This is a genomic window from Pseudomonas sp. NFPP28, assembly GCF_900115535.1.
GTDB classification, from domain to species: Bacteria; Pseudomonadota; Gammaproteobacteria; order Pseudomonadales; family Pseudomonadaceae; genus Aquipseudomonas; species Aquipseudomonas extremorientalis.
In genome coordinates, this window is the sequence record NZ_FOWT01000007.1 from 131326 (window position 1) to 150761 (window position 19436).

Annotated in this window: 21 protein-coding genes; 12 read left to right on the forward strand and 9 right to left on the reverse strand. The window is 62.4% G+C overall.

Going from position 1 to position 19436, the window contains the following annotated elements:
- Positions 1-40: 40 nt before the first annotated feature.
- A complete protein-coding gene (locus BM110_RS19010; RefSeq protein ID WP_093513993.1) occupies positions 41-793 on the reverse strand; it encodes a thioesterase II family protein in 753 nt (250 codons plus the stop codon).
- Positions 794-1082: 289 nt separating this feature from the next.
- On the opposite strand from BM110_RS19010, the gene BM110_RS19015 reads away from it, so the two are divergent.
- The gene (locus BM110_RS19015; protein WP_005789991.1) at positions 1083-1634 is read left to right on the forward strand and encodes an RNA polymerase factor sigma-70; all 552 of its coding nucleotides are present in this window, start codon (positions 1083-1085) and stop codon (positions 1632-1634) included.
- 18 nt (positions 1635-1652) lie between these two features.
- On the opposite strand, the gene BM110_RS19020 is transcribed toward BM110_RS19015, so the two are convergent.
- Entirely contained in the window at positions 1653-2441 is a 789-nt protein-coding gene (locus BM110_RS19020; RefSeq protein WP_071489789.1) for a substrate-binding periplasmic protein, read from the reverse strand.
- A 94-nt stretch (positions 2442-2535) separates the two neighbouring features.
- A complete protein-coding gene (locus BM110_RS19025; protein ID WP_071489790.1) occupies positions 2536-3159 on the reverse strand; it encodes a TetR/AcrR family transcriptional regulator in 624 nt (207 codons plus the stop codon).
- 153 nt (positions 3160-3312) lie between these two features.
- Here BM110_RS19025 and BM110_RS19030 point away from each other — a divergent pair, with 153 nt between their 5' ends.
- The 8 genes from BM110_RS19030 to BM110_RS19065 all read left to right on the forward strand — a co-directional run bounded on the left by BM110_RS19030 (position 3313) and on the right by BM110_RS19065 (position 12471).
- Positions 3313-5091, forward strand: coding sequence for an acyclic terpene utilization AtuA family protein (locus BM110_RS19030; RefSeq protein ID WP_093513994.1), 1779 nt, complete (start codon positions 3313-3315; stop codon positions 5089-5091).
- Positions 5092-5104: 13 nt separating this feature from the next.
- Positions 5105-5977, forward strand: a complete 873-nt coding sequence (locus tag BM110_RS19035; RefSeq protein ID WP_071489792.1) for an SDR family oxidoreductase — start codon at positions 5105-5107, stop codon at positions 5975-5977.
- A gap of 3 nt (positions 5978-5980) precedes the next feature.
- Positions 5981-7597: a geranyl-CoA carboxylase subunit beta gene (gene atuC, locus BM110_RS19040; protein WP_092243097.1), complete on the forward strand. Its 1617-nt coding sequence runs from the start codon at positions 5981-5983 to the stop codon at positions 7595-7597.
- 17 nt (positions 7598-7614) lie between these two features.
- Complete coding sequence (gene atuD / locus BM110_RS19045; RefSeq protein ID WP_092243094.1) at positions 7615-8772, forward strand: citronellyl-CoA dehydrogenase; 1158 nt, start codon at positions 7615-7617, stop codon at positions 8770-8772.
- Positions 8769-9530: an enoyl-CoA hydratase/isomerase family protein gene (locus BM110_RS19050; RefSeq protein ID WP_092243091.1), complete on the forward strand. Its 762-nt coding sequence runs from the start codon at positions 8769-8771 to the stop codon at positions 9528-9530. The genes atuD and BM110_RS19050 overlap by 4 nt, the downstream gene beginning before the upstream one ends.
- Positions 9531-9623: 93 nt before the next feature.
- Positions 9624-11507, forward strand: a complete 1884-nt coding sequence (locus tag BM110_RS19055) for an acetyl-CoA carboxylase biotin carboxylase subunit (protein WP_093513995.1) — start codon at positions 9624-9626, stop codon at positions 11505-11507.
- Positions 11508-11580: 73 nt separating this feature from the next.
- The gene (locus BM110_RS19060) at positions 11581-12123 is read left to right on the forward strand and encodes a 3'-5' exonuclease (RefSeq protein WP_071492722.1); all 543 of its coding nucleotides are present in this window, start codon (positions 11581-11583) and stop codon (positions 12121-12123) included.
- A 63-nt stretch (positions 12124-12186) separates the two neighbouring features.
- Entirely contained in the window at positions 12187-12471 is a 285-nt protein-coding gene (locus tag BM110_RS19065; RefSeq protein WP_058424671.1) for a pyrimidine/purine nucleoside phosphorylase, read from the forward strand.
- 64 nt (positions 12472-12535) lie between these two features.
- Here the strand turns inward: BM110_RS19065 and BM110_RS19070 are convergent, their stop codons facing one another.
- Complete coding sequence (locus tag BM110_RS19070) at positions 12536-13342, reverse strand: MOSC domain-containing protein (protein WP_092243085.1); 807 nt, start codon at positions 13340-13342, stop codon at positions 12536-12538.
- Between the two features lie 39 nt (positions 13343-13381).
- Positions 13382-14317 carry a chemotaxis protein CheV gene (locus tag BM110_RS19075; RefSeq protein WP_092243082.1) on the reverse strand — a complete coding sequence of 312 codons (936 nt, stop codon included), beginning with the start codon at positions 14315-14317 and terminating at the stop codon, positions 13382-13384.
- A 541-nt stretch (positions 14318-14858) separates the two neighbouring features.
- On the opposite strand from BM110_RS19075, the gene BM110_RS19080 reads away from it, so the two are divergent.
- The 3 genes from BM110_RS19080 (at position 14859) to BM110_RS19090 (ending at position 17226) form a co-directional block, all read left to right on the forward strand.
- On the forward strand, positions 14859-15308 hold the full coding sequence (locus BM110_RS19080) for a hypothetical protein (RefSeq protein ID WP_175538855.1): 450 nt from the start codon (positions 14859-14861) through the stop codon (positions 15306-15308).
- Positions 15309-15676: 368 nt separating this feature from the next.
- Complete coding sequence (locus tag BM110_RS19085) at positions 15677-16570, forward strand: sensor histidine kinase (RefSeq protein ID WP_092243079.1); 894 nt, start codon at positions 15677-15679, stop codon at positions 16568-16570.
- Positions 16567-17226, forward strand: a complete 660-nt coding sequence (locus BM110_RS19090; protein ID WP_071489801.1) for a response regulator transcription factor — start codon at positions 16567-16569, stop codon at positions 17224-17226. Before BM110_RS19085 ends, BM110_RS19090 begins: the two co-directional genes overlap by 4 nt.
- On the opposite strand, the gene yegS is transcribed toward BM110_RS19090, so the two are convergent.
- The 4 genes from yegS to BM110_RS19110 all read right to left on the reverse strand — a co-directional run bounded on the left by yegS (position 17185) and on the right by BM110_RS19110 (position 19430).
- Positions 17185-18105, reverse strand: a complete 921-nt coding sequence (yegS, locus tag BM110_RS19095) for a lipid kinase YegS (protein WP_071489802.1) — start codon at positions 18103-18105, stop codon at positions 17185-17187. The genes BM110_RS19090 and yegS overlap by 42 nt on opposite strands.
- A 93-nt stretch (positions 18106-18198) precedes the next feature.
- Complete coding sequence (locus BM110_RS19100; protein WP_092243076.1) at positions 18199-18741, reverse strand: hypothetical protein; 543 nt, start codon at positions 18739-18741, stop codon at positions 18199-18201.
- Positions 18742-18767: 26 nt separating this feature from the next.
- On the reverse strand, positions 18768-19094 hold the full coding sequence (locus tag BM110_RS19105; RefSeq protein WP_092243073.1) for a hypothetical protein: 327 nt from the start codon (positions 19092-19094) through the stop codon (positions 18768-18770).
- A gap of 24 nt (positions 19095-19118) precedes the next feature.
- Positions 19119-19430: a hypothetical protein gene (locus BM110_RS19110; protein ID WP_092243070.1), complete on the reverse strand. Its 312-nt coding sequence runs from the start codon at positions 19428-19430 to the stop codon at positions 19119-19121.
- Positions 19431-19436: the final 6 nt, after the last annotated feature.

A 19436-nucleotide genomic window follows, 5' to 3' on the forward strand; every position in this document is an offset into this window, starting at 1 on the left:
GAAATCGGCTTACGGGAAATTCAAGAATTCGGGGGTTTGTTCAGCCGACGGCGAGTGGCCGCGCCGCGCCATTGCGCCAGCGGGCCAGGTGTTCGTCGGCGTAGCGCCGCACGCAACGCAGCAACGCGCTTTCGTGTTGCACGAGGAAGAAGTGGTGACCGTCGAACATGTCCAGGGAAAAGCCGCTGGCGGCGTCGAGTTGCCAGTCGAGCAACTGGTCGGCGCGCACACTGTCCTGCTTGCCGCCGAACACATGGATCGGCATGCCCAGCGGTGCACGTTCGCCGTAGGTGAAACTGCCGCACAGCAGGAAATCGGCGCGCAGGATCGGCAGCATCAACTGCATCAATTCGGGGTTGGCCAGGGCTTCTTCGGTGGTGCCTTGCAGTTCGCGCAGGCGGGCGATCAGTTGTTCGTCGGTCTTTTCGATGGCGTATTCGCTGACATCACGCCGGGCTGGCCCGGCTGTGCCGGAGGCGAACAAGGCGAGCGGCGCGGGCACACCGCGAGCGTTCAAGGCGTGCGCCAGCTCAAAGGCGAGCAGACCGCCAAGGCTGTGGCCGAACAGGGCATAGGGGCCGTTCAAGTCGCGGCTGATTTCATCGGCGAGCTGCGCAGCCAAGGCCTTGATATCGCGTTGCAACGGCTCGTCCATGCGCATGCCACGGCCGGGCAATTCCAGCGGGCAGACCTGCAACCACTCTGGCAGGGCCCGGCGCCAACGCGCATAAACCATGGCACTGGCGCCCGAATAGGGCAGGCAGAACAGGCGCAGTCGAGTCGGCGTACTCATCAGGCGACGACTCCAGACCGATACACGCCGCTTGCACGATAGAAACCCATGTCGTCCTCCTCCTTGGTCGTTTTACTAACGGACCTGTCACCCAGAAGAACGGACGGCACCGGCAAATAATTAGTCGCCAGGGACGCGCGAGACGTGGTTCACACCAAACGAGAAAGCATAAGATTAGTTCGCCTTCTCATTTGACAATCATTATCATTCAGCATAATTTGTTGCCCGATGTGTAGGAGGCCCCGGCACGGACGCCCTCCCCTAACCTATTGGCAGTAAGGTGATTTCCATGACGGAACAAGTATCCACAGGCAGGTGCGACTCACCGCTTCTCCAGGCATTCGTCGATAATCGGCTGATTCTGGTGAAGATCGCGGCACGCATTACCGGCTGCCGCTCCCGCGCCGAGGACGTGGTGCAGGACGCCTACTTCCGGCTGCAATCGGCGCCGACAATCACGTCTTCGTTCAAGGCGCAATTGAGTTATCTGTTCCAGATCGTGCGCAACCTGGCGATCGATCACTACCGCAAGCAGGCCCTGGAGCTCAAATACTCCGGGACGGAAGAGGAAGGCTTGAATGTGGTTATTCACGGCGCTTCACCGGAAACCTCGCACATCAACTTCAACACCCTGGAAAACATCGCCGACGCCCTGACCGAGCTGCCCCAGCGCACCCGCTATGCGTTCGAGATGTACCGCCTGCACGGCGTGCCGCAAAAGGACATCGCCAAGGAGCTGGGCGTGTCGCCGACCCTGGTGAACTTCATGATCCGTGATGCGCTGGTGCACTGCCGCAAGGTGTCGGGCAGCCATAGCGATACGTTTGCGCGCAGGGTGTGATGCCGCACCGGTGGTGCCTCAGGGCACCGCCATCACATCAATGCGATACGGCTCGAAAATCTTCAGCATCTCGCCATCGTCGCGCAAGCGCTTGAGCAACGCGGCAAACGCGTCCCCCGTGATCGGCGCCTTCGGGCGCAGCAATGCGAAGTGGTGATAGACCTGGTCAATGCGCTCCGAGACCAGGAACTGCCCCGCCATTTGCGCATTGCGCACCATGAAATCACTCAGGTACGAGCGCGTCACCAAGGCAATATCGGCACGCCCGCGCGCGACCATCAGCAGGTTGCTGTCATGGGAGTAAGTCAACGTGGCGTTGAAGTGCTCGGCCATGTACTTGGGGTCGGGGTTGAAGTTGGCGAAGGCGTAGTGATAACCGCTGAACACGGCCAGGCGTTTGCCGTTGAGGTCGGCGAAATAACTTTGGTCACGACCGGGCTCACGCTGGGCGACGAAGATTTCCGCATCTTCCAGGCCCATGTCGACGCTGGTGTGGGGAATGTTCTGCCAGCCCCAATCGGGATTTTCGAAGATCGCCATATCCACACGGCCCTGCTCGAAATCACGAAAGCGTCGGGGGATGGAGGTGGGCACCAACACAAACTGGTAATCGGTTTGCGCGGCGTTCAGGGCTTCGACCAGTTGCGGCAGCAAACCGGTGTCGGCGCCCTGCTCCGGCCGTACGGTGTAGGGTGGGAAATGCGCCGCGCCGATGCGTACCAACTGCGCAGCCGAAGCTGGCATCCACCACGCGGTGCCCAGTGCCCAAAAGGTAAGTCCTGCAGCCAGCCGCCATGGCGAAAACATCAAGGCACACACCGTTCAAAAACGCTCATGGCGATAAGCTAGGCGTTTTTGTCTGGAGAGACAACTTTCCAGCGGTAAATTAATAGCTTGCGCCTCAGTCGGCCTTCAAAACCATCAACAGGGCCTCTTCGGCCAACTGCTCAAGTGTCAGGCTGCCCTCGGCGCGAAACCAGGTGGTGGTCCAGGACAGCGCGCCGGTGAGGAAACGCCGCGTGATGAATACATCACCACGAATGTAGCCCGCGTCCTTGGCCTCCCCCAGCACTTGCAGCCAGAGCGCCTCGTACACGTCGCGCAGTGCCAGCACCTGGGCCTGGCCTTCGGCCGACAACGAACGCCACTCGTACACCAGCACCGCCATGGCCTCGCCGCTGCCGCCCATGATCGACTGCAATTCGCAGCGGATCAGCGCCAGCACGCGTTCGCGCACGTTGCTCGCCTCTTCCAGCGAAGCGCGCATCATCGCCGTGTTGTAGTGGATGGTTTCTTCCATCACTGCCCGCAGGATCTCGTCCTTGCTCTTGAAGTGATGAAAGATGCTGCCGGACTGGATGCCCACGGCGCTGGCCAGGTCGCGCACGGTGGTACGTTCGAAGCCCTTGTTGCGAAACAGATGGGCCGCGGTTTGCAGCAGCTTGCCCCGGGCGCTGTCGGGGTCGGTCAATTGGCCGCCATCGACCATGGTGCGCATGACCCGCAGGGCTTTGTGCTCATCCATGCCTCTCTCCTCTACTTCCACGGACGTCTTGGCCCGCAATTTAGGCCGTGGCGGCCACCCAAGCAAGCGCTTGGCTGAAACTTGTATCCGCAGTTTACAAACCAAGCGCTTGCTTGGTAGTCTCGACCCCAGCCATTCGAGGAAGGATTTCTCATGAGCAAGACGGTTCGTATCGGCTGTGCCAGCGCCTTCTGGGGCGACACCTGCACCGCCGCCGCCCAACTGGTGCAAGGCGGCAAGCTGGATTACCTGGTGTTCGACTACCTGGCGGAAGTCACGATGTCGATCCTGGCCGGTGCGCGGATGAAAGATCCCCAGGCCGGCTACGCCACGGATTTCGTCGACGTGCTCACGCCGCTGCTGGCGGATATCCAGCACCAGGGCATTCGCGTGATCAGCAACGCCGGTGGCATCAACCCCCAGGCCTGCGCCGCCGCCCTGCAAGCCGCCTGCGACAAGGCCGGTATCTCCCTTAAAATCGCCGTGCTGCTGGGCGACGACCTGCAACCCCAGCTCAAACACCTGCACGGCATCACCGACATGTTCAACGGTGCGCCGTTGCCGCCGCTGTGCGTGTCCGCCAACGCCTACCTGGGCGCGCCGGGCATCACCCAGGCGCTGAAGCTGGGCGCGGATATCGTCATCACCGGCCGCGTGGTGGACAGCGCAGTAGTCAGCGCGGCGCTGGTGCATGAATTCGACTGGTCCTGGCAGGATTACGACCGCCTCGCCCAGGCCGCACTGGCCGGGCATATCATCGAATGCGGCGCGCAGTGCACCGGCGGTAACTTCACCGATTGGCGCGACGTGCCGGACTACGAGCACATCGGCTTTCCCATCGTCGACGTCAGCGCCGACGGCCAATTCACCGTCAACAAGGTCGACGGTACAGGCGGGCTGATCAGCGAACTCAGCGTCGCCGAGCAACTGCTGTATGAAATCGGCGACCCGCATGCCTACCTGTTGCCCGATGTGATCTGCGACTTCAGCCAGGTCAAATTGCAGCAGCAAGGCAAACACCAGGTACGCCTGCACGGCGCCAAGGGCTTGCCGCCCACCGATCAATACAAGGTCAGCGCCACTTACCCGGACGGTTTCCGCTGCACCGCCAGTTGCCTGATCGCCGGCATCGATGCGGTCGCCAAGGCCGAGCGGGTCAGCCAGGCGATCATCAACAAGACCTCGGAGCTGTTCAGCCAGCGCGGCTGGGCGCCTTACACCGAAGTGAATATCGAACTGCTCGGCAGCGAAGCCACCTACGGCGCCCACGCCAGGCGCCAGGACTGTCGCGAAGTGGTGGTGAAACTGGCGGTGCGCCACCCCAACAAACAAGCACTGGTGCTGTTCGCCCGCGAGATTGCCCAGGCCGCGACCGGCATGGCACCGGGCCTGACCGGCATCGTCGGCGGACGGCCGACGGTGTACCCGTTGATCCGACTGTTTTCGTTCCTGATCGATAAAACGGCCTGTGACGGGGTGATCGACTTCCAGGGTGCACGCCACCCCTGCGCACTGCCACCTGCCGACGCCCCGCGCCTGCCCGATGCGTCCATCGATCCGCCCAAGCCCCAAGGCCGCGCCGACGCCAGCGTGCCGTTGGTGAAACTGGCCGTGGCGCGCTCCGGCGACAAGGGCAACCACAGCAATATTGGCGTGATCGCCCGCCACCCCGATTACCTGCCATGGATCGCCGAAGCACTCACCCCGCAGGTGATCGTCGACTGGATGAACCACGTCCTCGACCCCGTGCACGGCCGTGTCGAGCGCTGGTATCTGCCCGGCAGCCACAGCCTCAACTTCCTGCTGGAAAACGCCCTGGGCGGCGGTGGCATCGCCAGCCTGCGCATCGACCCGCAGGGCAAAGCCTTCGCCCAGCAACTGCTGGAGATCCCGATTGCCGTGCCGCAACACATTGCTGATCAACTCGCCTAACAGGAGCATTGCCGTGGCCTTCGACTCGATCTTCAAAGCCGACCTGTTCCAGGGGCAAACCGTGATGGTCACCGGCGGCGGCAGTGGCATTGGCCGCTGCACCGCCCATGAATTGGCGGCGCTGGGTGCCCAGGTGATCCTGGTGGGACGCAAGCCGGACAAGCTGCAGAACGTCGCGGCGGAAATCGCTGAAGACGGTGGCCTCGCCCATTGGCAGGCCTGCGATATTCGCGATGAAGAGGCGGTGAAGGCACTGGTCGGCCAGGTCCTGAATGACCACGGTGCTATCCATGGCCTGGTCAACAATGCAGGCGGCCAGTACCCCTCGCCACTGGCCGCAATCAACCAGAAAGGTTTCGAAACCGTACTGCGCACCAACCTGGTCGGCGGTTTCCTGATGGCGCGGGAAGTGTTCAACCAATCCATGAGCAAGCACGGCGGCGCCATCGTCAACATGCTCGCCGACATGTGGGGCGGCATGCCCGGCATGGGTCACTCGGGTGCAGCACGTTCGGGCATGGACAACTTCACCAAGACTGCCGCCTTCGAGTGGGGCTATGCCGGCGTACGGGTCAACGCCGTGGCGCCGGGCTGGATCGCCTCCAGCGGCATGGACACCTACGAAGGCGCGTTCAAGGCGGTGATTCCCACGCTGCGCGAACATGTGCCGCTCAAGCGTATCGGCACCGAATCGGAAGTCAGCGCGGCCATCGTGTTCCTGCTCAGCCCGGCCGCTGCCTTTATCAGCGGCAGCACACTGCGTATCGACGGTGCCGCCAGCCTGGGCAGTCGCGCGTGGCCGTTGCACAAGGCGCAGGCGCCGAGCGAACCCTTCAATGGCTTCCACCGCGCCTACCTGCCCGATGTGCTCAAGGCGGGGCAATAGACCATGCCGGTGATTGAATCCCTGATCGACGCCCACAGCGCCCCATTCGCGCAAAACCGCGAGGCCATGTTGGCCGCCATCGCCCAGCTGCGGCAGTTGGAAGACACCCTGTTGAGCAAGGCACAGGACGCCAAGCCCAAGTTCGACAAGCGCGGCCAACTGCTGCCCCGCGAGCGCCTCAACCTGTTGCTGGACCCCGGCGCGCCGTTCCTGGAACTGGCCAGCCTGGCCGGCTACAAGCTGCACGACGACAAGGACGGCAGCGCCGCCGGAGGCGGGTTGATCGCCGGCATCGGCTACGTCAGCGGCGTGCGCGTGCTGGTGGTGGCCAATAACAGCGCGATCAAGGGCGGCACCATTTCCCCCACCGGCCTGAAGAAATCCCTGCGCCTGCAACAGATCGCCCTGGAGAACAAACTGCCGGTGGTGACCCTCGCCGAAAGTGGCGGCGCCAACCTCAACTATGCCGCCGAGATTTTCGTCGAAGGTGCGCGCAGCTTCGCCAACCAGGCGCGCATGTCGGCCATGGGCCTGCCGCAGATCACCGTGGTGCATGGCTCGGCCACGGCCGGCGGCGCCTATCAGCCGGGGCTGTCGGATTACGTGGTGGTGGTGCGCGGTCGGGCCAAACTGTTCCTCGCCGGCCCGCCGCTGCTTAAAGCCGCGACCGGCGAAGTGGCGACCGATGAAGAACTGGGCGGTGCCCAGATGCACGCACAAACCGCCGGCACCGCCGAATACCTGGCGGAAAACGATGCGGACGGCGTGCGCATCGCCCGCGAAATCGTCAGCCTGTTGCCGTGGAATGATCGCCTTCCACAGGCGCCGAAACGTGCCTACGCAGAACCGCTGTACCCCATCGAAGAGCTGCTGGGCCTGATCCCGGACGACCCGAAAAAGCCCTACGACGTCCGTGAAATCCTCGCGCGACTGGCCGACGGCTCGCGCTTTCTCGACTTCAAGGGCGAATTCGACGCCCACACCGTCTGCGGCCACGTGCACATCCAGGGCCGCGCCGTGGGCGTGATCGGCAACAACGGTCCTATTACACCGAAGGGCGCGAGCAAGGCCGCGCAATTTATCCAACTGTGCGACCAGAGCCGCACACCGCTGCTGTTCCTGCACAACACCACCGGTTTCATGGTGGGCACCGAGTCGGAACAACAAGGCGTGATCAAGCACGGCGCGAAGATGATCCAGGCCGTGGCCAACGCGCGGGTGCCTAAACTGACCATTGTGGTCGGCGGCTCCTACGGCGCGGGCAACTACGCGATGTGCGGCCGTGGCCTGGACCCGCGCTTTATCTTCGCCTGGCCCAACAGCCGCACGGCAGTGATGGGCGGTGCCCAGGCGGGCAAAGTCCTGCGGATTGTCACTGAGGCCAAGCAATTGAAGGATGGCCTGGTGCCGGATCCCAAGGTGCTGGACATGCTGGAACAGGTCACCGCACAGAAGCTCGACAGCCAGTCCACCGCGCTCTACGGCAGCGCGAACCTGTGGGATGACGGGCTGATTGACCCTCGGGATACACGGACCTTGCTCGGTTTTCTGCTGGATATCTGTCATGAGGCTGAGGTGCGGCCATTGCAGCCCAACACCTTTGGTGTGGCGCGTTTCTAATCAGGAGAACAATAAAAATGATCTTCACCCAGGAACACCAGGAACTGCGCCGCACCGTCCGCGCCTTCGTCGACCGCGAGATCAACCCCCATGTGGACGAATGGGAAAAGGCCGGGCGCTTTCCCATCCACGACATTTTCCGCAAGGCCGGCGACCTCGGCCTGCTGGGCATTTCCAAGCCGGAGAAATTCGGCGGCATGGGCCTGGACTATAGCTATTCCATTGTCGCCGCCGAGGAGTTCGGCACCATCCGTTGCGGCGGTATCCCCATGTCTATCGGCGTGCAGACCGATATGTGCACCCCCGCCCTTGCCCGCTTCGGCAGCGATGAACTGCGCGACGAATTCCTGCGCCCGGCCATCAGCGGCGAGCAGGTCGGCTGCATCGGCGTCTCGGAAACCGGCGCCGGCTCCGATGTGGCCGGGTTGAAGACCCATGCGCGCAAGGACGGCGACGACTATGTGATCAACGGCAGCAAGATGTGGATCACCAACTCACCCAGCGCCGACTTCATCTGCCTGCTGGCCAACACCTCCGACGACAAGCCGCACATCAACAAGTCGCTGATCATGGTGCCGATGAATACTCCCGGCATCAGCGTCAGCCCGCCCCTGGAAAAGCTCGGCATGCACAGCTCCGAGACCGCCCAGGTGTTCTTCGACGGCGTGCGCGTGCCGCAACGCAACCGCATCGGCCACGAAGGTGCGGGGTTCATGATGCAGATGCTGCAGTTCCAGGAAGAACGCCTGTTTGGCGCGGCCAATATGATCAAGGGCCTGGAGCATTGCATCGACAGCACCATCGAGTACTGCAAGCAGCGCCAGACCTTCGGCAAGGCGCTGATCGACAACCAGGTCATCCACTTTCGTCTCGCTGAGCTCTCCACCGAAATCGAATGCCTGCGCGCGCTGGTCTACCAGGCCACCGAGCAATACATCAAAGGCCAGGACGTGACCCGCCTGGCGTCCATGGCCAAGCTCAAGGCCGGGCGCCTGGGCCGCGAAGTCAGCGACAGTTGCCTGCAATACTGGGGCGGCATGGGCTTTATGTGGGACAACCCCGTGGCCCGCGCCTATCGCGATGTGCGGCTGGTGTCGATCGGCGGCGGCGCCGACGAAATCATGCTGGGCATCATCTGCAAGTTGATGGGCACCTTACCGGGGAAAAAACCATGAACACCTTGTTGCTCGAACCCCACAACGGTGTGCTGCACATCACCCTCAACCGGCCCGACTGCCGCAATGCGATGAGCCTGGAGATGGTCAATGAATTGCGCACGGTGCTATCGCAGTTGGACATCCAGACGCGCGCGGTAGTGATCAGCGGCGCGGGCGGACATTTCTGCGCCGGGGCGGATGTGAAGGACCTGGTCACCGCAGGCCATCAACTGCAGGCGCTGAACCGCGCGTTTGGCACCTTGCTGCAGGAAGTGCAAGCGCTGTCGCAAGTGGTGATCGTGGTGCTGCAAGGCGCGGTGCTGGGCGGTGGATTTGGGTTGGCGTGCGTGAGCGATATCGCCATCGCCGATCACCGGGCGCAATTCGGCTTGCCGGAGACCAGCCTGGGCTTGCTGCCCGCGCAGATTGCGCCGTTCGTGGTCAAGCGCATCGGGCTGACCCAGGCGCGGCGGCTGGCGCTGACAGCGGCACGGTTTGACGGGCTTGAGGCTGAGCGGCTGGGGGTGGTGCACTTTACCGAGCGCGACCCGCAGGCGTTGGCGCAGCGGTTGGATGAGGTGCTGGGGCAGGTGCTCACGTGCGCGCCGATGGCGAATGGACGGACTAAAGCGCTGTTGCTGGCCAGTGTGGATGAGCCGCTGGAGGCGGTGCTGGATCGGGGCGCGCAGTGGTTTGCCGAAGCGGTGCGCAGTGAGGAAGGGATTGAAGGAACGCAGGCGTTTGTGCAGAAAAGAAAGCCTCGGTGGTGCAAATAACGCCATCGGGGGCGTGCCCTCTCCCACAGTGTGGGAGGGGGCTTGCCCCCGATGAGGCCCGATCAAACACCCCATCAGCCAAGGGATAAACCCATGCCCGCCTTCAACAAAATCCTGATCGCCAACCGCGGCGAAATCGCCTGCCGCATCCAGCGCACCGCCCAAGCCCTGGGCTACCGCACCGTCGCCGTCTACAGCGATGCCGACGCCCAGGCCCTGCATGTGCAGATGGCCGACGAAGCCGTCAATATCGGCCCCGCCCCGGTACAACAGTCGTACCTCAATATCGAGGCGATCCTCGCCGCCGCCAGACTCACCGGCACCGATGCGATTCACCCCGGCTACGGCTTCCTCTCGGAAAACCCCGACTTCGCCCGCGCCTGCCAACACGCCGGCCTGACCTTCATCGGGCCCAGCGTCGAGGCCATCGAACTGATGGGCAGCAAACGCCTGTCCAAACTCGCCATGCTCGACGCCGGCGTGCCGTGCATTGCCGGCTATCAGGGCAGTGCCCAGGACGACAACACGCTGCAACAGGAAGCTGAACGCATCGGCTACCCATTGATGATCAAGGCCAGCGCCGGCGGCGGCGGTCGCGGCATGCGCCTGGTGCACCAACCCGAAGCCCTGCTGGACAACCTGCACACCGCCCGCTCGGAAGCCAAAAATGCCTTTGGCAGCGATGAACTGATTCTTGAGCAAGCGCTGATCGAGCCGCGCCACGTCGAGATCCAGTTGTTCGGCGACAGCCACGGCCACTTGATCTACCTCGGCGAACGCGACTGCTCGGTCCAGCGCCGCCACCAGAAAGTCATCGAGGAAGCCCCCTGCCCCATCATGACGCCCGAGTTGCGCCAGGCCATGGGCGAAGCCGCATTGAAGGCCGGGCGTGCGGTGAATTACGTGGGCGCCGGTACCGTGGAGTTCCTGCTCGACCGCAATGGCCGGTTCTACTTCCTGGAAATGAACACCCGCCTGCAGGTGGAACACCCGGTCACCGAGCTGATCACCGGCCTCGACCTGGTGGATTGGCAGCTGCAGATCGCCGCCGGGCAAGCGCTGCCGCTGACCCAGGCGGACGTGACCCTGAGCGGCCATGCCATGGAAGTGCGCCTGTACGCCGAAGACCCGGCCCAGGGTTTCCTGCCGCAAACCGGCGAGGTGCTGCGCTGGGAACCGGCGACCGGCGTGCGCATCGACCATGGCGTGATACAAGGTCAACGTATCAGCCCGTTCTACGACCCAATGCTGGGCAAGCTCATCGCCCACGGCGCCACCCGCGAAGAGGCGCGGCGCAAACTGTTGCGGGCGGTGGAAGACACGCTGTTGCTGGGCGTCGCCACCAATCAGCAACTGTTGGCTGATTTGCTCAAGCATCCGGCGTTTATCAACGGCGATTTCAGCACAGGGTTTATCGCCGAGCACTTCAGCGAGATCCCACGCCAGCCTGTACCGAGCGAACAGCTAGCCCTGGCCGCTGCGCTGTTCTACACCCACGGTGCCGAGCAACATCCCCACGGTTTGTCGGGCTGGCGCAACACCGCGAGTAGCCCTTGCACCTATCGGCTTGAGGTCAATGGCGAAATCCACACCGTCAGCACCGCCCCCCTGCTGCTCAGCGCCGACGGCCGCCACGCCACCCTGGTGCTCAACGGCATCCGCCGGCGCATGGCCTATCACCTCGACGGCGACCAACTATGGATGCCCGGCCTGTGCGTGACCAACCGCACGCAGCAAGTGGCCAGCCGCCAGGCCGATGCCAGCAGCGGCACGGTGAAGGCGCCGATGGACGGTGCCATCGTCGATATGCGGGTCAGCACCGGTGACAGCGTCACCAAGGGCCAACTGCTGCTGGTGCTCGAAGCCATGAAAATGGAGCATCCGCTGACCGCCGGCATCGACGGTGTGATCAAAGGCGTGCAGGTGAGCGCCGGTGACCAGGTGCACAATCGTCAGGTGTTACTCGAGATCGTCTAGCCCCTAGGCGGAACTACAGGGCCGGGCTACGCTCTATCCCCAACAGAAAGGGAAGAGTACGGGAACCTGCGCGATGCCCCATTGGCTGATTATTGACCTTGAAGCCACAACGGATGAAGGCGGCTGGCCCGTGACGGAGATGGAAGTCATCGAGATCGGCGCAAGCCTGGTCAACCGCCAGGGCCGCGAGCTGGATCACTTCCAGCGTTTTGTGCGGCCGCTGCGCCGTCCCTTGCTGACGCCTTTTTGCCGTCAGTTGACCCACATCACCCAGGCGAACATCGACGGCGCGGTGCCGATCACCGAGGTGTGGCCGCTGTTCGAGCGCTGGCTGGGCCAACACCAGGCGCGCCTGGAAGGCTGGGCCAGTTGGGGCGATTACGATCGCAGGCAGCTGGAGCTGGAATGGCAGCGCCATGGCCTGGCCAGCGCACTCGCCACCACGCCCCATGTGAACCTCAAGCAGCGCTTCGCCAAGGCACGGCGCCTGGACAAGCCCCTGGGGCTCAACGGTGCCCTGCAATTGGCGGGGATGCAGTTCCATGGCCAGCAGCATCGGGCGCTGGAAGATGCACGCAATACCGCGCGCCTGCTGCCACTGATTCTGCCGGTCTAGGCAGCTTCCCTGCCCTTGGGCATACTGGCCGACCTTTCCAGACCCTTTTCCGAGGAATCGCCCATGTTCAAAGTCAACGAGTACTTCGACGGCACCGTCAAGTCGATCGCCTTCGGCACCGCAGAAGGTCCGGCGACCATCGGCGTCATGGCCCCGGGCGAATACGAATTCGGCACCGCCCAGCGTGAAATCATGCACGTGGTGTCCGGCGCCCTGACCGTCAAGCTGCCTGACGCCAGCGACTGGGAAACCTTCGCCGCCGGCAGCCAGTTCAACGTGCCGGCCAACAGCAAGTTCCAACTCAAGGTCGCCGTGGACACCGCTTACCTGTGCGAATACCGCGGCTAAGGGTTTCCCGGAAACAAAAAATGCCCGTTTCCTGAGAGACGGGCATTTTCATTCGCGTCGAATACTATTCGAGAATGGTCACCGGCATCCCGACTTCCAGGCGGCCAATGCCATCGTTGACCAGGTTCTGGCCGAAAATCGCGCCATTTTCAGTCTTGCGATAGGTCTCCAGCGTCGCGAAGGGTTCACGGTCGGCACTGCGCTCGCCGGTCTGCGGGTCGATAGTGGTGAGGATGCAGCGCGAGCAGGGCTTGACCGCGCGGAACTCCACATCGCCGATGCGCAGGCGCTTCCAGCCATCCTCGGCGAAGGCGGCACTGCCTTCGATCACCAGATTGGGGCGAAACCGCAGCATCTCCATAGGCCGGCCGATGCGTTGCGAAAGGTCGTCCAGCGAAGCCTGGCCGATCACCAGCAGCGGGTAGCCATCGGCAAATGCGACCTGGTCATCGTCCCTGCCATAACCGGCTTCGGTGGTGCGGGCGCGTTCGAGGGGGATCTGCACCAGCCGCGTCGGCTTGCCGATAAAGTCACTGACCCAGGCCGCTGCCGCGTCGCCCGCGTCCGGCACCCGCAGGGTGTCGCGCCAGATGGTCACACCGCGCAACTCGGCATTACCGCCCGGCAGTGCGACATCCAGCGGCGGGTAACCGGGCGAACTCAAGGTGAGCCCGCCTTTGCTGTTCCACAAGGCCGACAATTGGCTCATCCTGGCCACGGCGCGTTGCGTGAGGAAGCGTCCACTGGCTTCATCCACCAGCATCCAGCGCCGATCCCCGTCCACCCCGAGCTTATCCAGGCCGACCTGCTGCAATATCTCGGCCTTGCCGGACTTCAAAGGGTAACGGTACAACGCGCTGAGACGAAGCATGGGCCTGCATTCCTGAGGGGCAAAGCCATCACCCTAAGGTCAAGCAGGCACTTCGTCCAGCATCAGACGCTGACGGACCACGTCCACCAGCTTGTCGGGCTGGAACTTGGACAGGAAATTGTCGCAGCCGACCTTCTTCACCATCGACTCGTTGAAGCTGCCCGACAGCGAGGTGTGCAATACCACGTAAAGACTGCGCAGGCGCGGGTCATTGCGGATCTCGGTGGTGAGACGATAACCGTCCATCTCGGGCATTTCGGCGTCGGTAAAGATCATCAGCAACTTGTCGGTCATCACATGGCCGGCGTCGGCCCAGGCCTTGAGCATGTTCAAGGCCTTGAGGCCGTCACTGGCGATGTGCATCTTCACGCCCAGTTGGCCGAGGGTGTCGCGCAGTTGAGACAGGGCTACGTTGGAGTCATCCACCAGCAGCACTTCGCGGCCACGGGCACGCTCCAGCACCGGGTCTTCGAGTTTCTCGCGGGAAACCTTGGCGTTGTACGGCACGATCTCGGCCAGGACTTTTTCCACATCGATGATTTCCACCAACTGGTCGTCGACCTTGCTGATGGCGGTGAGGTAATGCTGGCGCCCGGCACTGGTTGGTGGCGGCAGGATGGCCTCCCAGTTCATATTGACGATGCGGTCCACACCGCCCACCAGGAAGGCCTGCACCGAGCGGTTGTACTCAGTGACGATGATGGTGCTGTTGGGGCCCGGCACCAGCGGGCGCATGCCGATGGCCTGGGACAGGTCGATCACCGGCAGGGTCTGGCCACGCAGGTTGACCACGCCGCATACAAACGGGTGGCGCTGGGGCATCAGGGTCAACTTGGGCAGTTGCAGCACTTCCTGCACCTTGAACACGTTGATCGCGAACAGTTGGCGCCCCGCCAGGCGAAACATGAGGATCTCCAGGCGATTCTCACCCACCAGTTGAGTGCGTTGATCTACCGTGTCGAGAATGCCGGCCATTAAAAGCTCCTGATGCGCTAAGGAATTTGTGCGGTTCACATAACGTGGGTTATCGGCGGCGAGTGCCAGACCTTGACCCTTGTAAAATGCCACGTAAATCCATTGATGTCACACTGACATCATGCTTTACTGCGCTGGCCTCTCCGTATGGCAATAAAGCGACGTTGCGCGACATTCAATTCGACGCAAGGTTCCGCTATGTAAGGGATTCCCCTACGCGCAATCAGGCCCAACCTGATATTCGCAATATCTAATAGCCATTAATGTGACGCCATTCTCAATGCATGAATGGAGTCAGGCTTTTGTTTGCCATCCCAAGCCCTCGGCCCACGGGCCTTCCAGACATACAGATGTCGGCAATCGAAGGTACGCAATTGACCCCGCTCATGAGGGCAGCGCACAGCCGTTGCCGTCACTCTAATAAACGTCCTACTAAAAACTCAGAAGCCACCTACAGGTCCCAGTCATATTTCGGCGCTATTTTTAAGCCATTCACCCGGTGCGACATCTCATCACCCGACCTCATGTTGTGGAGACTTGTATGATGAACAGCGCAAATGAATGGCAGACCACACTTCCCGAGTTCCTGCTTGAAGCAGAAACGCTGCTGGCCAAGTCGCAAGAGTGCCTAAACCATCTGCATCTGATTCGTGACGACAGCGATGCCATCGACTGCATGAAGGCCAGCCTGGCCAAACTCGCCGAAAAGGCCGACAGCCTGGCCCTGCAGGTGATCAGCGAATTCTCCCGGCATATCCAGTACGTGATCGCCAATGCGGCAAGCCCGATGCAACTGCATGACCAGGCGTTGGATGCACTGCACGCGTGCTTGACGCTACTCGCTTGGCAACTGGAACTGATCGATGTGCGCACCGGCGAACTGAGTATGGACGAGAGTGAGCAGGCGACATTGATTGCAACCGTCACGCTTCAGATCCCGCAGAAGGATTTCACTTATAAACCGCAGCAGCGTGTACACCACGCCTCTTGAATGGATACCAAGTCGTATTCGAACCTGAAGTTATCCAAAAACGACACGGCTATTAATTGGCTGGAACTGAACCGCGCACACAAAGATATCAATTAGCCATTAACGGTAATAACGATACAACCAAGCAGAAATAATATAACTCCTCACTTCATGAACTCTGGGAATACCGCCCGGAGTATTTGCGCGGTCAATAATCCGGTGAGGCACGGCACCAGGCGACCAACGGTAATAGTGGTGGTACTATGCCCCGCTCGAAGTGACTCAACTTCATCATGCATAAAAACGATTCGATAACGCATCCCAAACAGAGCCCCGTCAGCCCCAGTGACCGGGCTTCCCGCAGCGCACCCTCATTGGCTCCATCCGCTATGTACGCCAGCCTCAAGACACTCATCGCAAGGTCCGCGTCCCGCAGCAATGCACGCCGCTTGATCCTCGCCCTGTGCCTTGGCTCGCTGCTGCTGAGCCTGTGGACCTATGCCAGTTCAGAACCGCTGCCGTTGCTGGTGATTGTGCTTAACCTGGCCACTCTCGTAGTGGTCGGCCTGCAACAATGGCGTTCACGCAAGTCCATCAAGTTCCAGCCCCAGGAACTGGCCGATCGCCTGTTGCAGGTACAGGAAAACGAACGCCATCGTCTCAGCCGTGAACTGCACGACGATATCGGCCAACTGCTCACCGCGGCCAAGCTGCAAAGCGAATGGCTCAAGCGTCGCCTGCCCGACGACCTGCAAAGCCAATGCACGGTGCTGTGCAACACCCTGAATGAAACCCTGGCCAAGGTGCGTGACGTTTCCGCCATCCTCAACCCTCGTCAGCTGGCCAGCCTGGGGCTGGAAGCCAGCCTGCGCGCGCACCTGCTCAAGACCCTGGAAAACACGCCGATTCACTGGAGCCTGGAATGCCAGCAACGGCTGACCGGAATCCCGGAAGAAATGGCGGTGGCGGCCTTCCGCATCACCCAGGAAGCGGTGACCAACATGCTGCGCCACGCCCAGGCGCACAACCTGCTGGTACGCCTGCAACGTTTGCCCGAAGGCCTGTCGCTGACTATCCGCGATGACGGCCAGGGTTTTTCACCGGCCGTCAATCCCGGCCTGGAAGGCCAACGGGGCATGGCCGGCATGTCCGAGCGGATAGATCAGCTTGGCGGTACGTTGTCCGTCAGCAGCCAGCCAGGCAAAGGGACACGGATCGAAGCGCTTTTCCCCTGGGCGCCCCGCGCCCTCGAACGGGCCAGTTCCCCTAAGGTTCTCGAGTGAGCTGCAAATTACTCCTGGTGGATGACCATGCACTGATCCGGGCCGGCGTACGCGCGCTGGTCCAGGACATTCCCGGCTACACGGTGATCGGCGAAGCCAGCGATGGCGAGCAGTTGCTGGAGCAGTTCAGCGCCCTGTTGCCGGATATCGTGCTGCTGGACCTGTCGATGAAGCACACCGGCGGCCTGGACGCCTTGCAGCAGCTCAAGCGCGCCTACCCCAAGAGCAAAGTGCTGATCCTGTCGATGCACACCGACCCGGAACTGATCATGTGCGCGCTGGAGTCCGGCGCCCATGGCTACCTGCTCAAGGACACCACCGCCAACGAGTTGGAACACGCGCTGCTGGCCTTGCGCAACAACGAGCGCTACCTGAGCCCGGCGATCGCCCACACCGTGATCAACCAGGCGCTGGTGCGCAGCCAGGGGCCCACTACTCCCGCCGGCCACAGCCACAACCTCACGGCGCGGCAGTTGGAGATCCTGCGCCTGATCGTGCGCGGCAAGTCCACCCGGGAAATCGCCCACGGCCTGGGCCTGAGCATCAAGACCGTGGAAGCCCACCGCTCGCAAATCATGAAGCGCCTGCAGATTTTCGACGTGGCCGGCCTGGTGCTATTCGCGGTGCGCGAGCAGATCATCAGCCTGGACGACTAGCGGCGACCCCACCGGCAAGTGCACGCGCAAGGCCTTGGGCAAGGCCTGGAAGTGCAGGTCATCGCCCTGCAGCGGCTCGCCATCCAGGTTGATATACAGGCCCTGTGCGACCTTGATGTTCACCCACGGCAGGCGCGCCCGGACGAACATGGTGTCCAGGCCCCAGCCGTTGTTCATCAACTCTCGCAAGGTGCCAACCACTTCCTGGGGCGCCGGCAGGATGCTGACGTCCAGCAGGCCATCGTCGGCCATGGCGCCTGGGCATAGCTCATGCCCACCGCCTGCCTGGCGACCGTTGCCAATGCCCAGCGCGAGCAACTCGCCTTTCCAATGAAAATCAGGGCCATCCAGCTCGGCGTAGGCAGCCTTCAACTCGCTGAACCGCGTCAAACCGGTGAACAGGTAGGCGGCGCCGCCCAGGACTTTTTTCAAATCTTCGGAGGTGTTGGCGGTGACCTGGCTGCCGAAACCGCCGGTGGCCATATTGAGGAAGATCTGCCCACCGACCTGGCCCAGGTCGATGGCCCTGGGTGGCACGTCCAGCAGCGCCAGGGCCTGGTCAGGCTCCAACGGCACGCCGGCAGCCTTGGCGAAATCGTTGGCGGTGCCCAGGGGCATCAGCACCAGGCTGGCGTCGGTCTTGGCCTGGGCCATGGCTTCGGCTACATCGCGCAGGGTGCCATCGCCGCCACCGGCGATGATGTGGGTGTAGCCGTCAGCCAGGGCTTCGTTGACCAGGCGCTGGGCGTCGCCGCCTTCCCAGGTGACCCGTACTGCCAACTCCCCACCCTGCTCGCGCCGGGCCTTCACGGCAGCGCGCACGTCCTCGTTGAGGGCTTGCTTGCCGTGGAGGATCAACAGTGCCTTGGGGCTGGTCATAGCGGGCTTACTCCTGGATTCAAAGGTGCATGAAGGATGTGGACCTTTGGCAGCCGAAAAAAAGCCATGGGTAACGTAAATTAATTGGCCGCCCTAGAAATTGTCCATCGCGTTGCACATCGAGACTTTGCCCACCGGCGTCGGCTCGATCCGCACCCATTGCCTGCCGTCCGCCGGCAACTCGTCGAGCAGGAACGAACAATCCGCCGACATCGACGCCTGCACCATGTAGTCGCGCCCGGGCTTGGGCACAAAAGTCATGGTCTTGGCGCACTGGCGGGAGTATTGCAACCGCCCCAGGTAATGGAACGCGATCGGTTTACCCGCCGGCACCACCAATTCGGACGTGACCGCGCCGGCCCACGAGTAGATCGGCCCGGGGATGCCGAGATTTTCGCCGTTGTGATCGGGGAAACCGGCTTTCACCGAGGCCATCACCCCGGCGCCCGGCACGTTCCAGTCCAGGCAGTCACGCCCCGGCACCGCACGTACCAGGCCGTCGGTGACGACACGCACCCGGGCGGTCTCACCGCTTTGCGGCGGCACGTAGCCGGTGGACAGCGAACGGATGTTCGCCACCTGGCCGCAACCGCCCAGGGCCAGCAACACAACAGGTATCACCATTAACCTTTTCATCAGCCATCCTTTCGCATCGGGGGTGTTTACGGCTGGCGGCAATTCTGCTTGACCGACAGGTGCGGCGCCGGCTCGTAGCTCACGCGCTGCAAGCCGTCAGCGTCCTGGAACAGGAAGTACTTGACGCGGCAGTCCTTGAACATCGCCGAATAACCCTCGGCGCGAAAGCCCTGGCCATCGACCTGCTTGGTCACAGTGTTGTTGCGGCTGACCACGGCGAGCACCTGCTGGTAGCTGTCGCCCATATTCACCCCCGGCTCGCCAGTGACGGCGGCCGACGAGGCGCAACCGCCCAGGGTGGTTGCCGCCAGCACCCATGCGGCGCCGTACAGTCCTTTGCGTAGATCGATCATTCCTTGGTTCCTTTTAGTGATGGATTAGCGGCGGCCTTCGCACACCGGCGATTCGCCGATGCGGCCTTCCTTACACAGGTCCAGGTTGCCCTTGTGGGTAAATCCCGAGTCCTTCATGCAGTAGAAGCGCGTCAACACCTCATCAATCGGCGAGTCGTCGCCCGTCCCCACCAGGTTGGTATAACCGCAGGCGCGCATGGCGCTCTTGACGCCTTCGACGGATACCCCGCTTTTCTGCCATTGGGTAAAAGCCGGTGGCGGTGGTTGAAAGCCCCTGCCCGTACAGCCGATCAGTGAAACAGCGCAAACACTCAACAACAGGCTTCTCGTGAACATGGCGGT